22 protein-coding genes are annotated in these 24,638 nt (G+C 71.1%); 8 read left to right on the forward strand and 14 right to left on the reverse strand.

Features of this window, described 5'->3' with window-relative positions; all coding sequences use genetic code 11:
* The 8 genes from ACF062_RS15410 to ACF062_RS15445 form a co-directional block, all read right to left on the reverse strand.
* The coding region (locus tag ACF062_RS15410) for an ABC transporter permease (RefSeq protein ID WP_392138374.1) at positions 1 to 975 on the reverse strand (975 nt) is incomplete at its 3' end.
* Positions 972 to 2,129, reverse strand: coding sequence for an ABC transporter permease (locus ACF062_RS15415; protein ID WP_392138376.1), 1,158 nt, complete (start codon positions 2,127 to 2,129; stop codon positions 972 to 974). The genes ACF062_RS15415 and ACF062_RS15410, both read right to left, overlap by 4 nt.
* A complete protein-coding gene (locus ACF062_RS15420; protein WP_392138887.1) occupies positions 2,126 to 3,706 on the reverse strand; it encodes an ABC transporter ATP-binding protein in 1,581 nt (526 codons plus the stop codon). Before ACF062_RS15420 ends, ACF062_RS15415 begins: the two co-directional genes overlap by 4 nt.
* A 230-nt stretch (positions 3,707 to 3,936) precedes the next feature.
* Positions 3,937 to 4,989: a BMP family protein gene (locus ACF062_RS15425; RefSeq protein ID WP_223776367.1), complete on the reverse strand. Its 1,053-nt coding sequence runs from the start codon at positions 4,987 to 4,989 to the stop codon at positions 3,937 to 3,939.
* 275 nt (positions 4,990 to 5,264) lie between these two features.
* Positions 5,265 to 6,350: a BMP family protein gene (locus tag ACF062_RS15430; protein WP_392138378.1), complete on the reverse strand. Its 1,086-nt coding sequence runs from the start codon at positions 6,348 to 6,350 to the stop codon at positions 5,265 to 5,267.
* A gap of 172 nt (positions 6,351 to 6,522) precedes the next feature.
* Positions 6,523 to 7,782 carry a M20 family metallopeptidase gene (locus ACF062_RS15435; protein ID WP_392138380.1) on the reverse strand — a complete coding sequence of 420 codons (1,260 nt, stop codon included), beginning with the start codon at positions 7,780 to 7,782 and terminating at the stop codon, positions 6,523 to 6,525.
* A 119-nt stretch (positions 7,783 to 7,901) separates the two neighbouring features.
* Positions 7,902 to 8,423 (reverse strand): hypothetical protein, encoded by a 522-nt coding sequence (locus ACF062_RS15440; protein ID WP_392138381.1) that lies wholly within the window; start codon positions 8,421 to 8,423, stop codon positions 7,902 to 7,904.
* Between the two features lie 129 nt (positions 8,424 to 8,552).
* Positions 8,553 to 9,443, reverse strand: coding sequence for a LysR family transcriptional regulator (locus ACF062_RS15445; protein ID WP_392138383.1), 891 nt, complete (start codon positions 9,441 to 9,443; stop codon positions 8,553 to 8,555).
* 135 nt (positions 9,444 to 9,578) lie between these two features.
* Here ACF062_RS15445 and ACF062_RS15450 point away from each other — a divergent pair, with 135 nt between their 5' ends.
* The 3 genes from ACF062_RS15450 to ACF062_RS15460 all read left to right on the forward strand — a co-directional run bounded on the left by ACF062_RS15450 (position 9,579) and on the right by ACF062_RS15460 (position 12,224).
* On the forward strand, positions 9,579 to 11,057 hold the full coding sequence (locus tag ACF062_RS15450) for an MFS transporter (protein ID WP_392138385.1): 1,479 nt from the start codon (positions 9,579 to 9,581) through the stop codon (positions 11,055 to 11,057).
* A 103-nt stretch (positions 11,058 to 11,160) separates the two neighbouring features.
* A complete protein-coding gene (locus ACF062_RS15455) occupies positions 11,161 to 11,619 on the forward strand; it encodes a protein-tyrosine phosphatase family protein (RefSeq protein WP_392138386.1) in 459 nt (152 codons plus the stop codon).
* A 32-nt stretch (positions 11,620 to 11,651) separates the two neighbouring features.
* On the forward strand, positions 11,652 to 12,224 hold the full coding sequence (locus ACF062_RS15460; protein WP_392138388.1) for a carboxymuconolactone decarboxylase family protein: 573 nt from the start codon (positions 11,652 to 11,654) through the stop codon (positions 12,222 to 12,224).
* Here the strand turns inward: ACF062_RS15460 and ACF062_RS15465 are convergent.
* From ACF062_RS15465 to ACF062_RS15480, 4 genes are all read right to left on the reverse strand, one after another.
* Positions 12,175 to 13,302 (reverse strand): hypothetical protein, encoded by a 1,128-nt coding sequence (locus tag ACF062_RS15465; RefSeq protein ID WP_392138390.1) that lies wholly within the window; start codon positions 13,300 to 13,302, stop codon positions 12,175 to 12,177. The genes ACF062_RS15460 and ACF062_RS15465 overlap by 50 nt on opposite strands.
* 35 nt (positions 13,303 to 13,337) lie before the next feature.
* The gene (locus ACF062_RS15470; RefSeq protein ID WP_392138889.1) at positions 13,338 to 14,282 is read right to left on the reverse strand and encodes an N-acetylneuraminate synthase family protein; all 945 of its coding nucleotides are present in this window, start codon (positions 14,280 to 14,282) and stop codon (positions 13,338 to 13,340) included.
* A 41-nt stretch (positions 14,283 to 14,323) separates the two neighbouring features.
* Positions 14,324 to 15,631 carry a cytidylyltransferase domain-containing protein gene (locus tag ACF062_RS15475; protein WP_392138392.1) on the reverse strand — a complete coding sequence of 436 codons (1,308 nt, stop codon included), beginning with the start codon at positions 15,629 to 15,631 and terminating at the stop codon, positions 14,324 to 14,326.
* Positions 15,632 to 15,738: 107 nt separating this feature from the next.
* Positions 15,739 to 17,091 (reverse strand): DUF6716 putative glycosyltransferase, encoded by a 1,353-nt coding sequence (locus ACF062_RS15480; RefSeq protein ID WP_392138394.1) that lies wholly within the window; start codon positions 17,089 to 17,091, stop codon positions 15,739 to 15,741.
* A 198-nt stretch (positions 17,092 to 17,289) separates the two neighbouring features.
* Between ACF062_RS15480 and ACF062_RS15485 the strand changes: the two genes are divergently transcribed.
* The 4 genes from ACF062_RS15485 to ACF062_RS15500 all read left to right on the forward strand — a co-directional run bounded on the left by ACF062_RS15485 (position 17,290) and on the right by ACF062_RS15500 (position 21,354).
* Positions 17,290 to 18,267: a glycosyltransferase family 2 protein gene (locus ACF062_RS15485; protein WP_223776357.1), complete on the forward strand. Its 978-nt coding sequence runs from the start codon at positions 17,290 to 17,292 to the stop codon at positions 18,265 to 18,267.
* Positions 18,267 to 19,652, forward strand: a complete 1,386-nt coding sequence (locus ACF062_RS15490; RefSeq protein ID WP_392138396.1) for a polysialyltransferase family glycosyltransferase — start codon at positions 18,267 to 18,269, stop codon at positions 19,650 to 19,652. Before ACF062_RS15485 ends, ACF062_RS15490 begins: the two co-directional genes overlap by 1 nt.
* A complete protein-coding gene (locus tag ACF062_RS15495) occupies positions 19,649 to 20,800 on the forward strand; it encodes an acyltransferase family protein (protein WP_392138397.1) in 1,152 nt (383 codons plus the stop codon). The genes ACF062_RS15490 and ACF062_RS15495 overlap by 4 nt, the downstream gene beginning before the upstream one ends.
* Before the next feature lie 83 nt (positions 20,801 to 20,883).
* On the forward strand, positions 20,884 to 21,354 hold the full coding sequence (locus ACF062_RS15500) for a MarR family winged helix-turn-helix transcriptional regulator (protein ID WP_392138399.1): 471 nt from the start codon (positions 20,884 to 20,886) through the stop codon (positions 21,352 to 21,354).
* Positions 21,355 to 21,375: 21 nt separating this feature from the next.
* Here the strand turns inward: ACF062_RS15500 and leuE are convergent, their stop codons facing one another.
* Complete coding sequence (gene leuE / locus ACF062_RS15505; protein ID WP_392138400.1) at positions 21,376 to 22,035, reverse strand: leucine efflux protein LeuE; 660 nt, start codon at positions 22,033 to 22,035, stop codon at positions 21,376 to 21,378.
* 56 nt (positions 22,036 to 22,091) lie between these two features.
* Positions 22,092 to 23,672, reverse strand: coding sequence for a methylmalonyl-CoA mutase (locus tag ACF062_RS15510; protein ID WP_392138402.1), 1,581 nt, complete (start codon positions 23,670 to 23,672; stop codon positions 22,092 to 22,094).
* A gap of 92 nt (positions 23,673 to 23,764) precedes the next feature.
* Here ACF062_RS15510 and ACF062_RS15515 point away from each other — a divergent pair, with 92 nt between their 5' ends.
* Positions 23,765 to 24,637: a L,D-transpeptidase family protein gene (locus ACF062_RS15515; RefSeq protein ID WP_392138404.1), complete on the forward strand. Its 873-nt coding sequence runs from the start codon at positions 23,765 to 23,767 to the stop codon at positions 24,635 to 24,637.
* Position 24,638: the final 1 nt, after the last annotated feature.

A 24,638-nucleotide genomic window follows, 5' to 3' on the forward strand; every position in this document is an offset into this window, starting at 1 on the left:
CTTCAGGCTGTCGGTGTAACCGAACAGGCCCGCGCCGAGCGCGAGCCCGCCCGGCATCCAGTTGCCGAAGATCATCGCGGCGAGGCCGATGTAGCTGCGGCCGCCGGTCTGGCCCTCCAGGTAGATGTTGGAGGCGACCAGGGAGAGGAACGCGCCGCCGAGGCCCGCGAGGCCACCGGAGATGACGACGGCCAGGTACTTGTACTTGTAGACGTTCACGCCGAGCGACTCGGCGGCGATCGGGTTCTCGCCGCAGGAGCGCAGCCGCAGGCCGAAGGAGGTGCGCCAGAGCACCCACCAGCTCAGCGGCACCATGGCGACGGCGACGACGGTGAGCGGCGACAGGTTGGTGAACAGGCCGCCGAGCAGGCCCGCGAGGTCGGAGACCAGGAACCAGTGCTTGCCGTTGAGGTCGGCGAGCCAGTCGGAGAGCCCCGGCACGGAGAAGCTGCCGAGCGATTCGACGGGCGGCGACTGCTTGGACGTACCGCCCTCCTCACCCTCGAAGGCGAAGGTGGCGAGGTAGCGGGTGGCGCCGAGGGCGAGGATGTTGAGGGCCACACCGGAGACGATGTGGTTGACGTTGAAGGTGACCGTCACGATCGCGTGCAGCAGACCGCCGAGGGCGCCGCCGGCGATGCCGAACAGGACACCGACCCACGGGCCCCACTGGAAACCGGCCCAGGCACCGAACCAGGTGCCGAGGATCAGCATGCCTTCGAGGCCGATGTTGACCACGCCCGCCCGCTCGGCCCACAGGCCGCCGAGGCCCGCGAGGCCGATCGGCACGGCGAGTTGCAGGGCCGTCGACATCTGGCCGGTGGACGTGATGCCGTCGGCGCCGGTGATCATGCGTACCACGGAGGTCAGCACCAGGACGCCCGCGATGATCAGCAGGAGGACGGGGAGCGAGATGCGGCGGCGGCCCGGCGCGGGCTGCTTGGCCGAGGGCTTGACCACGGATGCCGTGCTCATCGGGAAGTCGCCTCCTTCACGGTGTCGTTGGTGCCGTTGGTGCCGGTGTCGGCGTTCTTGGCGTTGGCCCGTGCGGCGGCGGCCAGTTCCTCGCCCACGCGCTGCTGCTGGCGGCGCAGGCCCCAGCGGCGTACGGCCTCGTAGGAGACGACGACCGCGATCACGATGATGCCCTGCATGATCACCGCGATCTCCTTGTCGTACGGCTCCGGCTGGGCGTAGTCGAGGGCGGGCGACGCCTTGTCGAGGAAGGCCCAGAGCAGGGCGGCGAGCGCGATGCCGACCGGGTTGTTCCGGCCGAGCAGCGCGATGCCGATGCCGATGAAGCCGAGCCCCGAGGGGAAGCTGAGGCTGTAGGTGTGGGTGTCGCCGAGCAGGATCGGCATGCCGGAGAGGCCCGCGACCGCGCCCGAGATCAGCATGGCGGTGAGCGCCATGCGCTTGGCGTTGACACCGCTGGCCGCGGCGGCCGACTCGGAGGCGCCGGTGGCGCGCAGGTCGAAGCCGAAGCGGGTGCGGTTGAGGACCAGCCAGTACAGCACGCCCGCGAGGACGGCGACGAACACGAAGCCGTAGACCTCGCCGCCCGCCAGCTTGATGCCGGGGAACCAGCCCGACTCCTTCATCACGCCGGTGGTCTGGTTGTTGCCGACCGGCACACCGAAGTTCTTGGTGAGCGTGAGGTAGCCGATGACGCTCGTCGCGATGGCGTTGAGCATGATCGTCGCGACGACCTCGCTGACGCCGCGGGTGGTCTTCAGCAGTCCCGCGATGCCGGCCCAGAAGGCGCCGGTGAGCATGGCGACCGCGATCAGCAGCGGGATCTGGAGCGCGGCGGGCAGCGCGACGTGCGCGCCGACGACCGCGGTGATCATCGCGGCGAGGCGGTACTGGCCGTCGACACCGATGTTGAACAGGTTCATCCGGAAGCCGATGGCCACCGCGAGGGCGGCCAGGTAGTACATCCCGGCCTGATTGATGATCAGTACCTGGACGTCGGAGTAGGTGGCCTGCTCGAACATCAGGGTGTAGGGCTCGATCGGGCTCTTGCCCGAGGCGAGCAGCACGCCCGAGGTCAGCACCACGGCCACGATCAGCGCGATGACCGGTCCGGCCACGGCGAGGAGCAAGCGCTCCTTGTCGAACTTCTTCATCGGGTCTCGTCCTCCTCGGAGCCGTCACCGGACTCGACGTGTTCCAGGTGACCGGAGGCGGCACCCGTCATCGCCGACCCCAGCTCCTCGGGTGTGATGGTGGCCGGGTCGGCGTCCGCCACGAGCCGTCCGCGGTAGATCACGCGGAGGGTGTCGGAGAGGCCGATCAGCTCGTCCAGGTCGGCGGAGATCAGCAGTACGGCGAGGCCCTCGCGGCGGGCCTCGCGGATCTGGTCCCAGATCTGCGCCTGCGCGCCGACGTCCACGCCACGGGTGGGGTGGGCGGCGATCAGGAAGCGCGGCTTGTGGCTCATCTCGCGGCCGACGATCAGCTTCTGCTGGTTGCCGCCGGACAGCGAGGCGGCCGTCACGTCGATGCCGGGCGTACGGACGTCGTACTCCTCGACGATGCGGCGGGTGTCGGCCTGGGCGCCCTTGAGGTCCAGCAGGAACCCGCGCGCGTTCGGCTTCTCGGTGACGTGGCCGAGGATGCGGTTCTCCCACAGCGGGGACTCAAGGAGGAGGCCGTGGCGGTGGCGGTCCTCGGGGATGTACCCGATGCCGTCCTCGCGGCGCTTGCGCGTGGGTACGGCGGTGATGTCCTCGCCCGCCATGCGGATCACACCGGAGTCGGCGTGCTTGAGGCCGATGAGCGCGTCGATCAGCTCGGTCTGGCCGTTGCCCTCGACGCCCGCGATGCCGAGGACCTCTCCCTCGTGGATCGTGAAGGAGATGTCGTCGAGCAGGGCGCGGCCCGACCCGCCGTCGGCGAGCAGCCTGAGGCCCTCGACCTGGATCATCGGGCGGTCGGTGACCGTCGACTCCGCGGTCTCGGGGGTGGGCAGTTCGCTGCCGACCATCAGTTCGGCGAGCTGGCGCGGCGTCGTCTCGGACGGGATCGCCGTGCCGACCGTCGTACCACGCCGGATGACGGTGATGTCGTCGGCGACGGACAGCACCTCGCCCAGCTTGTGCGAGATGAAGATGACCGACAGGCCCTCGGACTTGAGCCCGCGGAGGTTGTCGAAGAGCGCGTCGACCTCCTGCGGCACGAGGACGGCCGTGGGCTCGTCGAGGATCAGCGTGGTGGCGCCGCGGTAGAGGACCTTGAGGATCTCCACGCGCTGGCGGTCGGCGACGCCGAGGTCCTCCACGTACGCGTCGGGGCGCACCCCGAGGCCGTACCGGTCGGACAGCTCGACGATCCTGCGGCGGGCCGCGCCGCCGATGCCGTGCAGCTTCTCGCTGCCGAGAACGATGTTCTCAAGCACCGTCAGCTGGTCGGCGAGCATGAAGTGCTGGTGCACCATGCCGATGCCGCGCGCGATGGCGTCGGCGGGACCGGCGAAGGAGACCTGCTCGCCGTCGACGGTGATGGTGCCCTCGTCCGGCTTCTGCATGCCGTAGAGGATCTTCATCAGCGTCGACTTGCCGGCGCCGTTCTCGCCGACGAGGGCGTGGACGGTGCCCTTGCGGACGGTGAGGTGGATGTCGTGGTTGGCCACGACTCCGGGGAAGCGCTTGGTGATGCCGGCGAGTTCGACGGCGATGGGCGGAGGGTTGGTGGACGCGTCGATGGCGCACTCTCCTCGGGGGCCAAAGGGCCTGAAGGGCCTGAAGGAAAGGGGCCGCCTACGCGCGCAGTGCCCCTGCTGCTGACTGCTACTCAGTGGTGCTGTGGTCCGCGGTGACGTGCTCCGCGGTGGTGTGGTCCGCGCGAACGGGGCGCGGGGGAAACATCGTCCCCCACACCCCGTCGTACGAGCATCACGACGCCGTCACGGCTCTCGGGCCGGCGGTCACGCCCTTACGGCGTGGTCTTGACCTTGATCTTGCCGCTCTTGATGCCCTCTTCGGCCTTCTTCAGGGCCGCCTGGACATCCTTCATCTTCTGGAACTCGGGGTTGGAGTCGGCGAGCGCGACACCGCCCGACTTCAGGTCGGCGCGGACGACGCCGCCCTTGGCCTTGCCGTCCTCGACGGCCTTCGCCAGGTTGTAGACCGAGCCCGCGACGTCCTTGAGCGCCGAGGTCAGGATGTACTTCTTGTACTTGGCGAGCGCGTCCTGCTTGTACTGGTCGGAGTCGACGCCGATCGCCCAGATCTTCTTGGCGGCGGCGGCCTCGATGACGCCCTGACCGGAGAGGCCCGCGGCGTGGTAGACCACGTCGGCGCCCTTCTCGATCTGGCCCTGGGCGGCGGTCTTGCCCTTGTCGGGGCTGGTGAAGCCGCCGTCCTCGGCCTTCTCCGTCAGGTACTGCTTGACGACCTTGACCTTGGGGTTCGTGTCCTTGACGCCCTGCGCGTAGCCCGCCTCGAACTTGTGGATGAGGGGCACGTCCACGCCGCCGACGAAGCCGACCGTCTTGGACTTGGTGGTCTTGGCGGCGACGACGCCCGCGAGGTAGGACGCCTCCTGCTCGCTGAAGACGAGGTCGGAGACGTTGTCGGCCTTGACGGTCTCGTCGTCGACGATGCCGAAGGTGACCTTCGGGAACTTCGCCGAGACCTCCTTGATCGCCGGGGCGTAGGCGTAGCCGACCCCGATGACCGGGTTGTAGCCCTGCTTGGCGAGCTGCGTCAGGCGCTGCGCCTTGTCGGCGTCCGACTCGCCGTCGACGGGCTCGACGGCCTTCTCGCCGGTCTTGAACTCCTTGGCGGCCTTCTTCATGCCCTCGGTCGCGGCGTCGTTGAAGGACTGGTCGCCGGCGCCGCCGACGTCGTAGGCGATGGCGACGCCCTTGTTCTTGTCGTCCTTGCTCGCGGCGGCGTCACTGGACGTGCCACCACAGGCGGAGACGGAGACGGCGAGGGCTGCGGTCGCGGCGCCCGCGACAGCTATTCGAGACACCCGGCGCATAGAGACGAACTCCTTGAGTCAAGCAAGCACATGCACGTACGCGCCTCACCCGGCGCGGATTTCGCCGCAGCGTAACGCGCGTAGACCTGACATAAGAACCCTTCTGTCCGGTCCGTTATCGACCTGTGGCCACGGGGCGTCCGGCGGGCGAACAGGCGGTGGGCGCCCCCTTGATGAGGGGCGCCCAGGCGCCGCACGACGTACTACGTACAACGGGTCGGGAGGCGCGAGCGGGGTGCTACGTACAACGTCGCCGCGTCCGCCCGCACCCCGTCCTACGGCACCGTCCTGACCTTCACCTTGCCGCTGACGATGTCCTTCTCGGCCTTCTCCACGGCGGCGACGACGTCCTTCATCGCCTTGTACCTCGGGTTGGAATCGGAGAAGCCGACGCGGCCCGACCCCAGGTCGTAGCGCTGCTCGCCCTTCATCGGCTTGCCCTCGACGACCGACTTCGCCAGGTCGTACACCGCGCCACCGACGTCCTTGAGCGCCGAGCCGAGGATGTACTCCTTGTACTTGGCGAGCGCCTTCTGCTTGTACTGGTCGGAGTCGACGCCGATCGCCCACTTCTTCTGCGAGCCGACCTCCTGGATGACGCCCTGCCCGGAGAGACCGGCCGCGTGGTAGATCACGTCCGCGCCGGCCTCGATCTGTCCGCTCGCGGCGTTCTGCCCCTTGTCGGGGCTGCTGAAGCCACCCTCCTCGGGCTTCTCCGTCAGATACCGCTTCTCAATTTTGATCTTGGGATTGACCGACTTCGCGCCCTGCACGAATCCGGCCTCGAATTTGTGGATCAGCGGAATGTCCACGCCGCCCACGAATCCGATGTGCTCGGCCTTGCTCGCTTTCGCGGCGGCGACCCCCGCCAGATAGGAGCCCTGCTCCTCGTGGAAGACCAGGTCGGCGACGTTCTCCGCCTTCACGGTGTTGTCGTCGATGATCCCGAAGGTGGTGTCGGGGAACTTCTTCGCGGCGGCCTCCACGGCGGGCGCGTAGACGAAACCGACGCCGATCACGGGGTCGTAGCCCTGCTTGGCGAGCTGTTCGAGGCGCTGGACCTTGTCGGCGCTGGACTCGCCGTCACCCGGCTCCATGTCCACGCCGCCGATCTTGAATTCCTCGCGGGCCTTGCTGTAGCCCGCGTAGGCGGCGTCGTTGAAGGACTGGTCGCCCTGCCCGCCGATGTCGTAGGCCAGACCGATGCCCTTGCCCTTGTACGACGTGGAGGTGCCGGAGTCCTTCTCCTTGCCGCCCTCCTCCTTGGAGGCCTCGCTGCTGGTCTTGCCGCACGCCGAAGCGGCGAGGGCGAGCGACGCCACCGCCACGGCCACTTGGGAAAGTCTTGATACACGACGCATAGGACGTACTCCTCACGTTCCCCAACGCACCGTTGACGGCGCTGATTTCGGCGCACATTAACGCGCGTAGAAAGGGAGGGGAACGGGTTTTCGCCCGGCCGTTACCTATTCGTGTACCTCTTCGTGCCGGGTATCACTCGCATGCCGGGTCCTCACTCGCGTGCCCGGCCTGTCACTCGCGTGCCGCGTCCAACAGGGCCGCGGCGGTGAAGAGTTCGACGCCGACCGTGATGGCCGACTCGTCCGCGTCGAAATCGCCCTGGTGGAGGTCGCGCACGGTGCGCTCCCCCGGCTTGCGGACCCCGAGCCGGGCCATGGCGCCGGGCACGTGCTCCAGGTACCAGGAGAAGTCCTCGCCGCCGAGGCTCTGTTCGGTGTCCTCCACCGAGTGCGGGCCGCGCCGCTCGATCATGGCGTCGCGCAGCAGGTCGGCGACGGCGCCGTCGTTGACGACGGGCGGGACACCGCGGACGTAGTTGACCTCGGACTTGGCGCGGTAGAGGTCGGCGATCTCCTGGATGGCGCCGTGCACCAGCTCGGGCGCCTGCCGCCAGGCCCTGAGGTCCAGACAGCGCACGGTCCCGGAGAGCTCGGCGTGCTGCGGGATGACGTTCGGGGCGTGGCCGGACTCGATGCGGCCCCAGGTCAGCGAGAGACCCGAGCGGGCGTCGGCGCGGCGCGCGACCAGCGCCGGGACGTCGGTGGCGACCTTGGCGACGGCGGTGACGAGATCGGTGGTCAGGTGCGGGCGCGCGGTGTGTCCGCCGGGCCCGTCGAGCGAGACCTCGAGGCGGTCGCAGGCGGAGGTGATGGGCCCGTGCCGCAGCCCGATGCGGCCCGCGTCGACGCGGGGGTCGCAGTGCACGGCGATGATCTTCCCGACGCCGTCGAGCACGCCGTCCTTGATGGCGTCGGCGGCGCCGCCCGGCAGGACCTCCTCGGCGGGCTGGAAGATCAGCCGCACCGGGAAGGGCAGCTGCCCCTTGCGCGCCAGGTCCGCGAAGACCAGGCCGGCGCCGAGGACGACGGTGGTGTGCACGTCGTGCCCGCAGGCGTGGGCGCGGTCGGGCACCGTGGAGCGGTAGGGGACGCCGAGCTTGGTGTCGGGGATGGGCAGCGCGTCGATGTCGGCGCGCAGCGCGAGCATGGGGCGCACCCCGCCCGGCTCGCCGATGTCGCAGACGAGGCCGGTGCCGCCGGCGAGCACGCGGGGCGCGAGCCCCGCCTGTTCCAGGCGGGCCTTGATGGCGGCGGTGGTGCGGAACTCCTGGTTGCCGAGCTCCGGGTGCATGTGCAGGTCGCGACGGAAAGCGACGAGCTCGGCACGGAGCGCTGCGGGCAACGCGCCGGGAAGCGTCTCCGCCGGCGCGGACTCCGTTCCGAACACGTCGGCGGACACCTCTTCGGTCGCACAGGACATCAGTTGGTTCACCCTCTGAAGGGTAGGGCGATGCAACGGCCAACTAACCCACGATCAACAAAAGTTCAGCCCGATAGGGGAAGAAAGCGTGGCCTCGTGGCGCATGGCCGCCGATCGGGATGGGTAAACTTTCATGCCGCCTCGGGGGATGCGCAGGCCGTCCGGCGCCTGTAATAGGCGAGGGCGACCGCCGTCAGCAAGGGCGGCCAGGCGATCAGCGGTATATAGCAAAGCACGATCAGGGCAGTTTGCGCTGTACCGTCCGTCACACCCGATTCACTCCCCAATCCAGCGATCTGTACGTAGATGGCCCAGCCCAGCAGCCCGAACAGGCCGGCGGCGCCGAGCAGGGCGGGGGCGACGGCGGCCATCGTGGGCACCTGCCGCCCGCCGAGTACGGGTACCCAGCCGGGCACGGTCTCACCCCACTCCCGCACCAGACCGAGCGTGAGCAACGCCAGCGCTTCGGAGACGAGGCTGAGCATCAGGACGTACACGGCCTCACCCGTGCCGCGCTGCTCCTGCGCGGCCACGGGGAGCCCGACCACCAGGGCCACCCGCCACAGTCCGGAGGGCAGGGTGATCCACGGCACGGCGTGCGCGGCCAGGGCGGCCCAGCGGGGGACGTCGGGCAGGGCGGTGATTTTCAGCATGGGGTGATGCTGCCGCCGGGGCTGTTCCGGGGGCGTCGCCGTGGGGGCGGGTTCCGTGCGGGCGGGCTCCGCCGGGCGGGGGAGGGCCGCGTACGCCCCGGGGCCCGGCCGCGGGCGCGAGGGCGGGCGTCACCCCGCCACCTCCAGCGCCGTCCGCGCGAACGCGGCCACCGCCCCCGTGTCGTGCCCGAGCCGCCACACCAGGCCGTACCCCGTCGGTTCCGCGTCCGCGAAGGGGACGTACGCGACGCCGGGGCGGGCGTAGTACGTCGCCGTGTGCGCGGGGGCGAGCAGCGCTCCCCTGCCGCCCGCGACCAGGATCAGGCCCTCCTGGAGGTTGACCACGCCGGGGCCGCGCTCGATCGGGCGGCCGCTCGGTGTGCGGGCGGGCACGTGGTGCTCGAGCCAGTAGTCGGGGACCTCGGCCGCGATGGTGAGCAGGGGCACGGCGGCCAGGTCCTCCAGGGTCACCGTCTCCCGCGCGGCCAGCGGATGGGCGGCGGGCAGGGCCAGGACGCGGTCCTCCGCCAGCAGCAGCGGCCCGCCGCCGAGGTCCTCCTCCCGTACGGGGAACTCGCTGAGCTGTACGTCGAACTCGCCCCTGCGCAGCTGCCCGTACGGATCGCCGAGCGGGACCTCGCAGACCTCCACCGCAAGGCCGGGGTGGCTGACGCGCAGCGCCTCCGTCGCTTTCATGACGATCTCGCCGGTGAGCGGATTGGAGAAGCCGACGTGCAGCACCGCGTCGATGCCGCGCGCGGTGGCGGCCGCCCGTTCCAGGGCCTCCTCGATGCCGCGGTGGTGGGGTTCGAGGTCGGTCCGCAGCTGCCGGCCGAGCGCGGTCAGGGCGACACGGCGGCTGGTGCGGGTGAACAGCGGGGCGCCCACGCGGCGTTCGAGACGCTGGACGAGCTGGCTCACGCGGGCCTTGGAGAGCCGCATCCGCTCGGCGGTGCGGCCGAAGTGCAGCTCCTCGGCGAGGAGGAGGAAGCACTCCAGTTCGTCGCCCTCGATCGACATCCGTGTCCCCCCGGTGCGCGCGGATCGTTCAGTCCGCTTGAACGAACGTTGCGATCTTCGCCGTTGTTCCGCCCCGCCGCCCGGCAGAGGGTGGTTGAGCAGACAACAACGGCAGTTTTCCGTAGGAGAGTTGACATGAGTACCGGCACGCACAGATCCACCGAAGACCGGTCCACCGGAGCGTGGACACCCCGCCAGTGGGGCGTCCTCCTCGTGCTGTGCGGGGCGATCTTCCTCGAAGGCATCGACGTCGCCATGCTCAACGTCGCCCTGCCGTCCATCCGCGCCGACCTCGGCCTGTCCACCGGCTCGCTCCAGTGGGTGATGAGCGCGTACGTCCTCGGGTACGGCGGCTTCATGCTGCTCGGCGGGCGCGCCGCCGACCTCTTCGGGCGCCGCCAGATGTTCGTGTTCTGGCTCTCCGTCTTCCTCGTCTTCTCCGGGCTCGGCGGCTTCGCCACGGACGGCTGGATGCTGATCGCGGCCCGCTTCGTCACCGGGGTCGCCGCGGCCTTCATGACGCCCGCCGGGCTCTCCATCATCACCACCGGCTTCGAGGAGGGCCCGCAGCGCAACAAGGCCCTGCTGTTCTACTCCGGCACCGCCGCCGGCGGTTTCTCGGTCGGGCTCGTCGTCGGCGGGCTGCTGACCTCGGTCGACTGGCGGTGGGTGTTCTTCGCGCCGGTCGTGCTCTCCGCCCTGATCCTGGGCGCCGCGCTCACCTTCGTACCGAAGTCGGCGCGTCCGCGGCGGATCCCCGGACAGGGCTTCGACCTGGCGGGCGGCCTGACCATCACCGCCGCCATAGTGCTGCTGGTCCTCGGCGTGGAGCGGGCCACGCACACCTCGCCCGCCTGGACGGCGGCCACGGTCGGCGCCGGTCTGGTCCTCCTCGCCGTGTTCGTCGCGGTCGAGCGCCGCTCGGCGGCCCCGCTGGTCCGCCTCGGCATCCTCCGCAACGCCGGCCTGGTGCGCGCCAATCTCTCCGGGCTGCTCTTCGCGGCGGGCTTCTTCGGCTTCCAGTTCCTGGTCGTGCTCTACCTCCAGGAGCTGCGGGACTGGTCGACGATGCAGACCAGCCTCGCGATGATCGTCGTGGGCGTCGACGCGGTCCTCTCCCCCGTCCTCACACCGAAGTTCGTGAACCGCTTCGGCAACGCGCGCGTCATCTTCGGCGGCCTGCTCCTCGCCGCCCTCGCGTACGCGCTGTTCCTACCGGTCGCCGCCGACTGGACGTACGCGATGATGTTCCCCAGCCTGATCGTCCTCGGCATCGCGTTCTCGCTGGTCTACGGCCCGCTCACCATCGTCGCCACCGAGGGGATCGCCGAGGAGGAGCAGGGGCTCGCCGGAGCGCTGCTCTACACCGCCTTCCAGTTCGGGGCCGCGCTCGGCCTCTCGGCGGTGACGGCCGTCAACGTCGCGGCCACCGAGTCCAGCGCGCCCTCCGCCGTCCTCGACGGCTACCGGGCCGCCCTGTGGGTCCCGCTCGCCGCCGTCCTGCTGGCCGCGCTGATCAGCGCCTTCGGCCTGCGTACGAAAAGGGGTACGACGGTGGCCTCGGGCGCGCCCGCCGAGGAGGGTGCCGCCGCCGAGGTGCCGGTGGCGGGCTGACGGCGGAGGGGGCCGAGTCCGGTGAAACCCCTGCGCCCGGCGGGTCCGGGCGTGAGAATGAGGCTCCGCGCGCCATATCCCCTGAAGGGAGCACTGACCGGCTATGACCGAGGAACGCGACGCCACGACAGCGACCTGGCGGCCCACCGCCCCCGGCGTCCTTCGGCTGCCCTCCGGGCGGCTCGTCCGGGGCCGGGGGCTGCGGCGTCCGCTGCCCGACGGCGACCGGCCCGGCCTCGGCGTCTATCTGCTCGGCAAGCGGCCGCCCGAAGTCCCCTGGGAGTCGCGCTGGTTGCGCTGGCCGGACTTCCGGCTGCCGAGCGACCGGGCCGCGGCGCGGGACCTGCTGCGCGAGGTGTGGGACCGCTCGGCCGCCGAGCGCGTGGAAGTGGCCTGCGGAGGCGGGCGCGGGCGGACCGGGACCGCGCTGGCGTGCGTCGCCGTGCTGGACGGGGTACCCCCCGGGGAGGCCGTCGCCTTCGTACGGACGCACTACGACCGCCGGGCGGTCGAGACTCCCTGGCAGCGGCGGTACGTGGAGCGCTTCGCCGGCCATGCCTGAGGCCACCGAACGACGAGAGGCGAGAGGCAGCCGTGAGCGACGAGCGGATACCGCCCCTGCGAGCCCCCTTTCCGCCCGAGGCCGCCGCCGTCCTGCGGCGCATGATGCCGCCGGGCCAGGCGCCGATCGCCCTGTTCCGCATGTTCGCGCGGAACGTCCCGATGGCGGCGGCGATGCACGGCTGGGGCTCCTACGAACTCGGCCGGAACTTCAGCGCGGGCCTGCGCGACCGGGAGATCGTCATCGACCGCGTCTGCGCCCTGTGCCACGCCGAGTACGAATGGGGTGTGCACGTCGCCCGCTTCGCCGCGAAGGCCGGCCTCGACGACGCGCAGATCGCCTCCCTCACCCACGGCGCGAGCACCGACCCGTGCTGGGAGAGCGCGCGCGACCGGCTGCTGATCGAGCTGAGCGACGCGCTGCACGCGGGCGGCGACATCGACGACGCCCTGTGGGAGCGGCTCGCCGCGGAGTTCACCGACGAGCAGCTCCTGGACCTGCTGATGCTCGGCGGCTGGTACCACGCGATCAGCTTCGTGGCCCGCGCCACCCGGCTCACCCCGGAGCCGGGGACCCCACGCTTCGAGGACTTCCGGCCGAGGTGATGACCGCTGTCAGCCGGTGCACGTCCCGCGCCGTCCCCGTCACACCGGACAGGAAGCCCTGGGCGCGCGGTGAGGCGTTCTCGGTGAGCCAGGCCGGGTCGATGTCGCAGACCGCCACCTTCACCTCCGTGCCCGCCAGGGCCAGGGGCAGCGTGTGGACGACCGTGGAGGGGAAGCTGAGGATCGTGCGGCCGACCGGGCCGCGGCGGGCGATCAGTTCCAGGGGCAGGTCGGGGCGGACCACCTGGAGGCCCGTCTCCACCGCCAGGCGGTGCAGCTTCTCGGAGCTCTCGCGGCGGTGCGCGAAGTACCGCGTCGCCCCGTGGGTCAGGGCCAGGGCGCGGACCGCTTCCAGGTAGCGGTCGGGGTCCACGACGCCGGTCTCCACGAGGGACGTGCCGACCAGGTCGGCGCCGCGGGTGATGCGGGGCGGGCCGAAGCGTTCCCTGGTCCAGGCGAAGGCGTTGACGGTGACGCCGACGCCGGGCGGCGCCTGGTCGATCGGCATGGAGGAGAAGACCTCCACCGTGCGCGTCCCGCCGGGCGTGAGGCGGCGCCGTGCCGAGGCGGAGACGGGGGCGAAGACCAGGTCGCGGGGGCCGGGGCGGCCGCCCTTGCGATGCCAGCGCACCAGGCGCTCGCCGCGGGCCAGCTGGGCGATGAACTCCATGGTGGCCGTGCCGTCGTCCACCACGACCAGGGAGCGGGCCCGGGTGATCGTCAGGAGCAGCTGTACGTAACGGGAGAACGGGTCGCCTATGACGATCCGTTCGGCCTTGCGCAGGGCTCCCGCGAGGCCCCCTATCGTCTGGAAGGGAGCCGTCGCGCCGCCGCGCGCCTCCTCCCAGCGGACCTCGACGCCCTCGTCACGCGCGAGCTGCGCCATGCGGCGCAACTGGCCGCGCGTCATCGGGTCGTTGGGTGAGAGGACGACGACGGTGAGGCCCCCGGCCGGGCCGGTCGCGGCCGCGGCGTGCGCCCACTCCAGGACGTTCAGCAGCTGAACAGGGCTCTCCACGAAGGCGAGCGTGGAGGGGGCGGCGGCGTCGGCGGCGGCTCGGCCGGCTCGGGGGCTCATCGTCGTTGCGTCCGTGTCCGGTAACCCGTGGGCGCTCAGACCGCGACCCGCTCGGACCCGGCGTCCGCCGAACCCGACTCCGACTCGGCGATGACGCCCGCGACGCGGCGGAGCTTCTTCATCGGGCCGAGCTCCGACTCGTACACCTTCTTGACGCCGTCGCCGAGGGACGCCTCGATGGTGCGGATGTCGCGGACCAGGCGGGTCAGGCCCTGCGGCTCGACGGAGGCGGCCTGGTCGGAGCCCCACATGGCGCGGTCCAGGGTGATGTGGCGCTCGACGAAGGTGGCGCCGAGGGCGACCGCCGCGAGGGTGGTCTGGAGGCCGGTCTCGTGGCCGGAGTAGCCGATCGGGACGTTCGGGTACTCCTGCTGGAGGGTGTTGATGACGCGCAGGTTCAGCTCCTCGGCCTGCGCCGGGTACGTCGACGTGGCGTGGCACATCAGGATGTTGTCGCTGCCGAGGACCTCGACCGCGTGGCGGATCTGCTTCGGGGTCGACATGCCGGTGGACAGGATGATGGTGCGGCCGGTGGCGCGCAGGGCGCGCAGCAGCTCGTCGTCCGTGAGGGAGGCGGAGGCGACCTTGTGGGCGGGCAGGTCGAACTTCTCCAGGAAGGCGACGGCCTCGGTGTCCCACGGGGAGGCGAACCAGTCGATGTTCTTCGTCTTGCAGTACTCGTCGATCTGGCGGTACTCGTCCTCGCCGAACTCCACGCGGTGGCGGTAGTCGATGTACGTCATGCGGCCCCAGGGGGTGTCGCGCTCGATGTCCCACTGGTCGCGCGGGGTGCAGATCTCGGGGGTGCGCTTCTGGAACTTGACCGCGTCGCAGCCCGCCTCGGCGGCCACGTCGATCAGCTTGAACGCGTTCTCCAGGTCGCCGTTGTGGTTGATGCCGATCTCGCCGGTGATGTACACGGGCTGACCGGGACCGGCCGTCTTCGAACCGAACTGACGCAGACGGGAGTTGGCGCCGATGGAGGTGACGGGGGTGAGGGAGCTCATGACAGGAACTTTCCTTAACTGTGGAGGGAGTCGAGAGAGGGGCCGAGGATCCAGCTGGCGATCTCTCGGATCGCGCCTTCACCGCCGGGGACGGCGGTGACCGCGCGGGCTGCGCCGCGTACGACGTCGTGTGCGCTGGCGACCGCCACGGGCCAGCCCACGAGGGCGAAGCACGGGAGGTCGTTGACGTCGTTGCCGACGTAGAGCACGCGCTCGGGCGCGATGCCCTGTTCCTCGCACCACTGCTTCAGTGCGAGGTCTTTCCGGTCGATGCCGTGCAGGACCGGAAGCTTGAGCTTCTTGGCGCGCGCGGCGACGACCGGGTTCTGCTCCGTGGACAGGATCAGCATCCGCAGGCCGCTCTTGCGCAGGGCCGCGATGCCGAGACCGTCTCCGCGGTGTACGGAGACGAATTCCCTTCCGTCGGAGTCGATCAGCACCCTGTCGTCGGTCTGGGTGCCGTCGAAGTCGAGGACGACCGCGTCGATGTCGGCGGCGGTCGGGAGAGCTTTCGCGTGGCCCGTGTCGAAGAGGGGGGCCAGCGCGCGGGCCCGCGCGAGGTCGTGCGGGTCGTCGACCTCCAGGACGCGGGCGGGGTCGGTGCGGACCGGCTCGGTGTGGCCGAAGAAGCGGTGCTTCTCGGTACGGAAGCCGGCCGCGTCCATCGCGTAGGCGGCGCCGGTCTCCAGGAGGTCCTGGGGGCGGTCCTGGCGGCGCGGGCGGAAGGACTTGTCGTGGTTGACGCCGTAGCCGCCGCGGGTGCGGGTGGAGTTGGCGAGGGTGGCGGTGCCGCCCACGGAGTCGGTGCGCCGCGCGGGCACGTCCGCGGTGCCGTCCGTGGCGTCGTCGGCCGCGTCGCGCCAGATGAAGCCGTGGAAGGGGGCGACCGTGACGGCCGTGTCCGCGCCGTTCTCCACGACGGCCGCGGCCACCCCGTCGACGTCCTCGGGGGTGAGGAAGGGGCTGGTGCACTGCACGAGCAGGACGACGTCGACGCGGGTGCCGTGCAGGGCCTCGTGGGCGTCCATCGCGTGCAGGACGGCGGCCTCGCTGGTCGCGGTGTCCCCGGCTATCGCGGCGGGACGCAGGACCACCTCGGCGCCGGCGGCGCGGGCCGTCTCGGCGATCACGTGGTCATCGGTGGAGACCACGACGTCCGTGACGAGCCGGGCGCCCAGACACGCGTGGACGGCCCGCACCACCAGCGGCACACCGCCGACCGGGGCGAGGTTCTTGGCGGGCACACCCTTGGAGCCGCCACGGGCGGGGATGACGGCGAGAACGCGGCGGGCCGACGTACTCGCCGGGCCGGGGTGGGACATGGGGGCTCCTGGGAGTGGGAGAGGGTCGGGGGAGGCCGCGCGGCTCTCGGCCCTACGGCGGTCGGAGGGCACCGCCGGCTCTTCCGTCCGGGGACGCTCGGGGCCGGTCACAGCTCGCCCATCCGGCGGATGACCGGGGCCACGCGCTGTACCCCGTGGCGGTAGGCCCCGCGGGCGGCGCGGCGGACTATCTGGCGTACGGGGCCCGGGTCCTTGTCGGCCGCGGGGGCGCCCGGCAGCGGGGAGCCGTCGGGGGCGAGGTGGTGGCGGGCGAGGATGCCGGGGAGGTAGCCGCGGGCGGTGGTGAGGCTGTAGTACGGCTTCAGGGGCGGGATGCGGCCGGCCTCGGCGTCGGCGAGGAGGTCGGTGACCTTCCGCTTCGCCTCGTCGAATGCCCGTTCGTACGCCCCGTCGGCCGCGACGCCCTGCCGGGCCAGCCACCGCTCGTCGGGCACGGGCAGGTGGCCCGCGTCCAGCTGGTCGAAGGAGGCGAGGCACCCGGAGCCGGTGAAGTGGTGGTTGCCGAGCGCCTCGCGCACCCCGAGGTCGGTGAGGACCGCGGTGGGAATGCGGCGGTGCAGGGATTCCAGGGCCGCCGTGGAGCTGACGGTGACCAGGAGGTCGGTGCGGTCGAGGACCTCGCCCATGTGGCCGTAGACCAGGCGGCAGTTGGCGGGCAGGCCGCCCTCGATGCGCTGCACGAGCTTCTGGTAGGGCAGCTCCTCGATGTGCGTGGTGTGCTCGCCGGGCTTGCTGCGCAGCTTGAGCAGGACCTCGCGGTCGGGGTGCAGCCGGGCGTGCTCGGCAAGGCGCCGCAGCAGGTAGGTGCGGTGCGCGGCGCTCTCCGGGACGGACGGCTGGGCGGCGAAGACGACCGTGTACGGGTCGTGCTCGGCGTAGGGCGCGCCACCGAGGAAGGGCAGCGCGGCCTCGGTGACCGACGAGGCGTCGGCGCCCACTCCTTCGTACACCGCGCGGAAACGTTCCGCGTCCTGCCGGGAGTTGGCGAGGACGACATCCGCGCCGTGCCGCAGGAGGAGGCCGTCGGCGAGCTTCTCGTAGACGACGCCGACATAGCCGGTGACGACGACGGGACGCTTCTTCGCGGCGCCCGTGAGGCGGGCGTCCTCGGTGACGCGGGCGAGGCCGTGCAGCACCGCCTGGACCGCGCCGCCCACCAGGGCGAGCACGATCACGTCGGGCGCGTCCCGCTCCATCTCGCGCAGGAACTCGACGGCGGTGACCTCGCGCAGACTCTCCGCGCGCACCCCCACCTCTTCGAGCTGCCGGGGCGTGGGCGTGGCCCGGCCGCGGAGCAGGTACCCGCTGAGACGGTGGCCGTCGGACTCGGGCCGACTGTCCGACACGATGCGGTTCGCGGTGAGAGCGCCCCATTTCCATCGCGTGTCGGAATCGGCGAGTACGGCCACCCGCAGCGGGTTTCGATTACTTGCTGGCACGTCCCAGACGCTAGGAAGCCATTTCGATTCGCGGCCCAACTCAGGTGCAACAAACGGTTAACAGCACGCCGACGAACGGCGAATCGACCCCGGAAACGCTTTCCCGGCGGCCCGGTTAACCGTTCCGCCACGCGTCGTTCACCTGGCATACCTCTGCGGGTCGACACGAATGACGGGCCGACACCTAACGTCACCCACGTGGTTAAGCTCTCCGTCATCGTGCCGTTCTACAACGTGCAGCAATACGCGCCCGACACCTTGAAGAGTCTGCGTGCGAACGCGCGCGACGACTTCGAATTCATTCTCGTCGACGACTGTTCGCGCGACGAGACCCCGGACATCCTGGAGCGTGCGGCGCGCGAGCTTCCCGGCGCCGTCCACCTCAGACATGAGAAGAACGGCGGGCTCGCGACCGCCCGCAACACGGGCCTCGACGCGGCGCGTGGCGAGTACCTCACCTTCCTGGACGGTGACGACTGGCTCGCGCCCGGTTATTACGAACAACTCCTCGCGCAGATCGAGAAGTTGGGATGTGACTTCGTACGCACCGACCATGTGCAGTGCACCGCGCGGGCCCGCACGGTCCACCGTGTCCCGCACGGCAGGCGCGGCGTCGTGATGAGCCCGCGCGAGGTGATACTCCCCGCCGACCGGTCGACGTCCGTCGACTACGCGTACGCGTGGGCCGGCATCTACCACCGCCGGCTCGCCGACGCGGGCCTGCTGCACTTCACCGACGGCCTGCGCACCGCGGAGGACCGGCCGTGGATCTGGCGGCTGCACCGCGAGGCGGAATCCTTCGCCGCGGTCGGTCTTCTCGGGGTGTTCTACCGCCGCGGGGTCGCCTCGTCGCTCACCCAGATCGGCGACGTACGCCAGCTCGATTTCATCAAGGCATTCGACCAGGTGATACGGGAAACAGCGGCCGACCGGGACGCGGACGAACTCCTGCCGAAAGCCGTGCGCACTTACTGCGCGATCATCTCCCACCACCTGGGATCCATCGAAAGGTTCGAGCCATCCGTGGCGCGCAAATTGAAGTCAATGAGTGCGGCCGCGCTGAAGCGCATGCCGCAGGGCGTGCTCGATGAAGCGCTCGACTCCATGGATCTCCAGCGGGCGACGCGGCTGCGCAGGCTGCGCCGTCGGCCGGTCTCGGCGGAGGTGGCCGCGTGATGGCCACGACTTCCCCCGGAGCCGGACGCACGCAGATCTTCCTGGCGTCCACGCTGTACGGCGCCGCGACGCTCGCCGCCGCCCTGGACACCGACCGCTTCGGCCCCGCCGACCGCCGCATACTCCTCGTCAGCAACAACGCGGCGACACCGGAGACCACGACCGCGCTGGACGCGATGCCGGGCTTCGACCGGCTGCGCGGCCGGTTCGACGACGTACGCTCCTGGAACGAGGCCATCTTCCCCTTCCACCCAGGCGGCTGGGCCCCGCGCGGCGACGACGTCGTGCTCTGGGAGCGGTACGTGCGGATGCTCTGGGACCTCGGTGACGACGACATCGAGCTGGCCGTCGAGTCGATCCAGGTCAACCCGGCGCTGGCGCTCGCCCAGGTCTTCACCGGCGCCCCCGTGGACGTCTACGCCGACGGCCTGATGAGCTACGGCCCCACCCGCAACAAGATCGACCCCCTGGTCGGCACGCGCGTGCGGCGCCTGCTCCACCTGGACCTGGTGCCAGGGCTCACGCCGCTGCTGCTCACCGAGTTCGGTGTCGCCCCGGAGATCGTGCCGACGGACGCGTTCATGAAGGTGCTGGCGGAACTGGCCGACGGGGAGGCCGGATTGACGGACGTGGAGCTGCCCGAAACGCAGGCTCCCGCCCTCGTCCTCGGCCAGTACCTCTCCGCCCTGAACATCCTCACCGCCGAGGAAGAGGAGGAGCTGCACATCCGCATGGTGCGCGGCGCCGCCGAACTCGGCCACACCCACGTGGTGTTCAAGCCCCACCCCACGGCCCCCGCCCGCTGGTCGCGCGCCCTGGAGAAGGAGGCCGGGGCGATCGGCGTCGAGCTGACCGTGCTCGACACCCCGGTGCTCGCCGAGGTGCTCTACCAGCGGATGCGGCCCGCGCTGGTCATCGGCTGCTTCTCCACCGCCCTGCTGACGGCGTCCGCGCTCTACGGCCTGCCCGTCGCCCGCACCGGCACGGACCTCCTCCTGGAGCGCCTCGCGCCCTACCAGAACAGCAACCGCGTCCCCGTCACGATCGTCGACGCGCTGCTGCCGGACCTGAGCGACCGCACGGCGGTCACCGAGCGGCGCCCGGCCATGGGCACCGGCGAGCTGACCGGCCTCCTCAAGGCCGTCGGCTTCGCGATGCAGCCGCAGATCTATCCGCGCCTGCGCGCCGACGCCGAGCGCTACCTCGCCCGCAGCCTCGGCCCGGACACCTGGCGCTACTTCAAGCGGCGCCGCCTGACCGCGCTCGCCCTGCCCGGCGCGCTGCCCTCGCAGCTCGCCTTCATCCCGCGCAACGCGGCGGTGCGGCGCGTGGCGCGCCGGGCCCGTTCGGTGCAGCGCTCCATCAAGCGGACCGCGCTCGGATGACCGCCCCCGCACCGACGCTCCCGGACATAACACCGGGGGCGGGCACCGGCACGCCCCCGGCCACCATCGTCCCCGCGCGCGCGAAGCCCCGGCTGCGGGCGCTCGACGGACTGCGCCTGATCGCGGCGCTCATGGTCGCCGCCTACCACTACGGCGGCCGTGACGGCGAGATAAGCGAGGCCTGGGGCAGCTCGCCCAAGGCCCAGTTCCCCACCGCGCACGAATGGTTCGCGTACGGCTGTCTCGGCGTGCAGATCTTCTTCGTGATCAGCGGCTTCGTCATCTGCATGAGCGGCTGGGGCAGGCCCCTGCGCTCCTTCTTCGCGTCCCGGGCGTCCCGCCTGCTGCCCTCCTACTGGGCGGCGATCGTGCTGGTGACGGCGGTCTTCGCGCTGCCCGTCGTGGCGTACGACGCGGTCTCCCCCAGCGACGCCCTGGTGAACCTCACCATGCTCCAGCAGCCGCTGGGCGTGGACCGGGTGCTCGGCGTGTGCTGGACGCTCTGGGCCGAACTGCGCTTCTACGCGCTGTTCGCGCTCTGCGTGGTGCTGCCGGGCGCGACCCGCGCGCGGGTGGTGCTGTTCTGCGCGGTGTGGACCCTGGCCGCGGCGCTGGCCGAGGCCGCGGACGAGCCGCTGCTCGACGTGGTCCTCATGCCGGAGTACGCCCCCTTCTTCGTCGGCGGCATCGGCATCTATCTGATCCACCGCGACCGGCGCGACCTCACGGCGTGGGGCATCACGGGCGTGAGCTGGCTGATCGGCCAGCACTACGCGGTCTCCGGGCTGTGGCACGCGCCGGATCCCGACTTCTTCTCGTACCGCTCCTCGCTGGTGATCATCGCGATCGTCACGGCGGGCTTCGCGGCGGTGCTCCTGATCGCGCTCGGCCACCTCCACCGGGCGAACTGGCGCTGGCTGACCGTCGCCGGCGCCCTGACGTACCCCTTCTACCTGGTGCACGAGCACCTGGGCTGGGTGTCCGTCCAGGCCCTGCACCGGGGCCTCGGTCTGCCGTCGTACGCGACGTTCGGCCTGACGATCGCCGCCATGCTGGCGCTCGCGTGGGTCCTGAACCGGTACGTGGAGGCATGGCTGACCCCGGCGATCCGCACCGGACTCGGCCGGGGCGTCACCCCCCGGAAGTGAGCAGCGTCGCCCGAGGCCCGCTGGTCCTCCGACTTCCGGCCGCGCTTGACCTCAAGCGGCCTTGAGGTCCTACCTTCGCAGCCATGACGACCTTCACGTACTCACACAGCGACGAGGACCTGCTCAACCAGCCCATCGGCTACTGGAGTTCGGCCGCGGGCGCGGCCGTGGTCACCCACATCCGCACCGCCCTCGCGGAACTCGGCCTCACCCAGCCCCAGTGGTGGATCCTCAACCAGCTCCTGGACGCGCCGCCGGAGGGCCGCGACGGCGCCGAGGTCGTGGCGGTCCTGCGGGGCTACCTCGAAACCGGCGAGAGCGCCCTGCGGCACGGCATCGGCGCGCTGCGCGACCGCGGCCTGCTCACCGAGGACGCCGCGGGCCGCCTCGCCCTCACCGCGGAGGGCCGCGCGCTGCGGGACCGCGTGGCCGAGCGGCAGCGGAGCATCCTCGCGCAGATCCGTGAGGGCGTCACCGACGAGGAGTACGTCCGCACACTGAAGGTCCTCCAGCGGATGATCCACAACGTGGGCGGCTCGGCCTGGCACCATTGAGCGCGCCCGCGCCCGGCGGCCTCACACGCTGCTGAGCGACAGCTTGACCGCGAAGCCGAGGAACAGCGCGCCCGCCGCCGATGTGGCCCCCGCGGAGAGCCGCTTGCGGCGGCGGAAGGCCGACGCGAGCCTGGTGCCGCTGAAGATCAGGGCCGTGAGGTAGAGGAAGCTCGCGGCCTGCGCGAAGGCGCCGAGCACCACGAAGGAGAGCGCCGGGTAGGCGTACCCGGGGTCCACGAACTGCACGAAGAAGGCGATGAAGAACAAGATCGCCTTCGGGTTGAGCAGACTGATCACGAGCGCCCTGCGGAACGGCTGCTCCCCCGCGCCCTCGCCCGCACCGCCCTCCGTACCGGCCTGCGCCGCCCGCTCGTGCCGTGACCGCCACATCGCGACGGCGGCCCGCAGCATCCCGAACGCGAGCCAGCTCAGATACCCGGCACCGGCGTACTTCACGATCCCGAAGAGCACGGCATTGGCCTGCAACAGCGAGGCGACCCCGGCCGCCGACAGCGTCATCAGCACGGTGTCGCCGACCCAGACGCCGGCGGCGGCCGTATAACCGGCGCGCACGCCCCGGCGCGCGGCCACGGAGAGTACGTACAGCGAGTTCGGCCCCGGCAGCAGAATGATGAGGACGAGGCCCGCGAGATAGGTCGGAAGATCGGTGACACCCAGCATGGGCGGGAGTCTCGCACAGGCGTACGGCACGGGGGAGGGGGGTTCCGGAGAACGCCTCAGAACGCGTCCACCGGAACGTACGCCCCCCACACCTCCCGCAGCGCCCCGCACACCTCGCCGACCGTGGCGCGGGCGCGCAGGGCGTCCTTCATGGGGTGGAGGACGTTGCTCTCCCCCGTGGCCGCCTCCTTCAGGGCGGTGAGGGCGGTGTCCACCGCCCGCTGGTCGCGGGTCGCGCGAAGTCGGGCGAGGCGTGCGGTCTGCTGGGCCTCGATGGCCGGGTCGACGCGCAGCGGCTCGTAGGGTTCCTCCTCGTCGATCCGGAAGCGGTTGACGCCGACGACCACGCGCTCGCCGCTCTCCGTCTCGCGCGCGATGCGGTAGGCGTTGCGCTCGATCTCGTTCTTCTGGAAGCCCCGTTCGATGGCGTGCACCGCGCCGCCCAGGTCCGCCACGCGCTCCATGAGCCGCAGGGCCGCCGCCTCCACGTCGTCCGTCATGCTCTCCACGACGTAGGACCCGGCGAAGGGATCGACCGTCGCCGTCACGTCCGTCTCGTACGCGAGGACCTGCTGCGTGCGCAGGGCCAGGCGGGCCGACTTGTCGGTGGGGAGCGCGATCGCCTCGTCGAAGGAATTGGTGTGCAGCGACTGCGTGCCGCCGAGGACCGCGCCCAGGCCCTGCACGGCGACCCTGACGAGGTTCACCTCGGGCTGCTGCGCGGTGAGCTGGACGCCCGCCGTCTGCGTGTGGAAACGGAGCATCAGGGACTTGGGGTTCCGCGCGCCGAACTCCTCCCGCATGACGCGGGCCCAGATGCGCCGTGCGGCACGGAACTTGGCGACCTCCTCCAAGACCGTCGTACGCGCCACGAAGAAGAAGGACAGGCGTGGCGCGAAGTCGTCCACGTCCATGCCCGCCGCGATCGCCGTGCGGACGTACTCGATGCCGTCGGCGAGGGTGAAGGCGATCTCCTGCGCGGGCGAGGCCCCCGCCTCCGCCATGTGGTAGCCGGAGATCGAGATGGTGTTCCACCGCGGGATCTCCGTCTTGCAGTACTGGAAGATGTCCGCGGTCAGGCGCAGGGAGGGCTGGGGCGGGAAGATGTACGTTCCCCGCGCGATGTACTCCTTCAGGACGTCGTTCTGGATCGTGCCGGTGAGCCGGTCCCCGTCGACCCCCTGTTCCTCCGCGACCAGCTGGTACATGAGCAGCAGCGGCGCGGCGGGCGCGTTGATCGTCATCGACGTCGAGACCTTGTCCAGCGGGATGCCGTCGAAGAGGACCCGCATGTCCTCCATTGAGTCGATGGCTACGCCGACCTTGCCGACCTCGCCGTGCGCGAGGGGCGCGTCGGAGTCGTGGCCCATCTGGGTCGGCAGGTCGAAGGCGACGGACAGGCCGGTCGTGCCGTGTTCGATCAACCGGCGGTAGCGGGCGTTGGACTCGACGGCCGTGCCGAAGCCCGCGTACTGGCGCATCGTCCAGGGCCGGCCCGTGTACATGGTGGGGTAGACGCCGCGGGTGAAGGGGTACGCGCCGGGGGCGCCGAGCTTCTCTTCCGGGTCCCAGTCCGCCAGGGACTCGGGGCCGTACACGGGTTCGATGGGCAGTCCGGACTCCGACTCGTGTGTCATCCCTCCAGCTTGCGCCCGCCGCCAAGAGGCGTCACTCGCGGCAAACCGGGAAACACTTCCAAAAGTGTTGTCCACAGGCTCGGAGAGGTGTGATGGGCAAGGGCGTGATGTCGGTGGGGGCCGTGACGGTGCTTGCGCTGGTCGCGGGGTGCAAGTCGGTGGCGGTCACCACCGACGGGGCGGGGCCGGGCGAGCAGGAGCCGAGGAGCGCCGCCCCGGCGCCGGGCGCCCCGCCGGGGAGGTCCGCGTCGCCGCCGGGCACCCCGGCGGCGCGGACTCCCCCGGCGGCGCAGGCTCACCCGTCCGCACCGGCACCCCGCGGCACCCCCGCCCCGAAGGTCCTGATGCGGCAGGGTGACCGCAGCGACCAGGTGAGGACGCTCCAGGCGAGGCTGCGGCAGATCGGCTGGCTGTCGGCGAACCCCTCGGGGCTGTACGGCCCGTTGACGGTCAACGCGGTCAAGGGCTTCCAGGTCAGGCGGGGCCTGCCGGCCACCGGCGCGACGGACGCCGTCACCTGGCAGCGGCTGCTGGCCATGACGCGCGAGCCGACGCGGTACGAGCTGTACCCGGCCGGCGGGATGCCGCCGGCCGCGCCGGACAAGCGGTGCCTGACGGGCCGGGTCCTGTGCCTCGCGAAGAGCAGCCGGACACTGACGTGGATGATCGACGGCAGGGCGGTGTCGACGATGGACGTGCGGTTCGGCTCGCAGTACACGCCGACGCGGGAGGGCACGTTCACCGTCTACTGGAAGGCCCGCCACCACGTCTCGACGCTGTACCACACGTCGATGCCGTACGCGATGTTCTTCAGCGGCGGCCAGGCGGTGCACTACTCCGCGGACTTCGCGGTGCGGGGTTACGCGGGCGGCTCGCACGGCTGTGTGAACGTCCGGGACGAGCAGAAGATCGCGAACCTCTTCGCGCAGGTGCGGACGGGCGACCGGGTCGTCATCTACAAGTGAT

Origin of the sequence: Streptomyces sp. NPDC015345, assembly GCF_043078805.1 — a bacterium.
GTDB lineage: Bacteria > Actinomycetota > Actinomycetes > Streptomycetales > Streptomycetaceae > Streptomyces.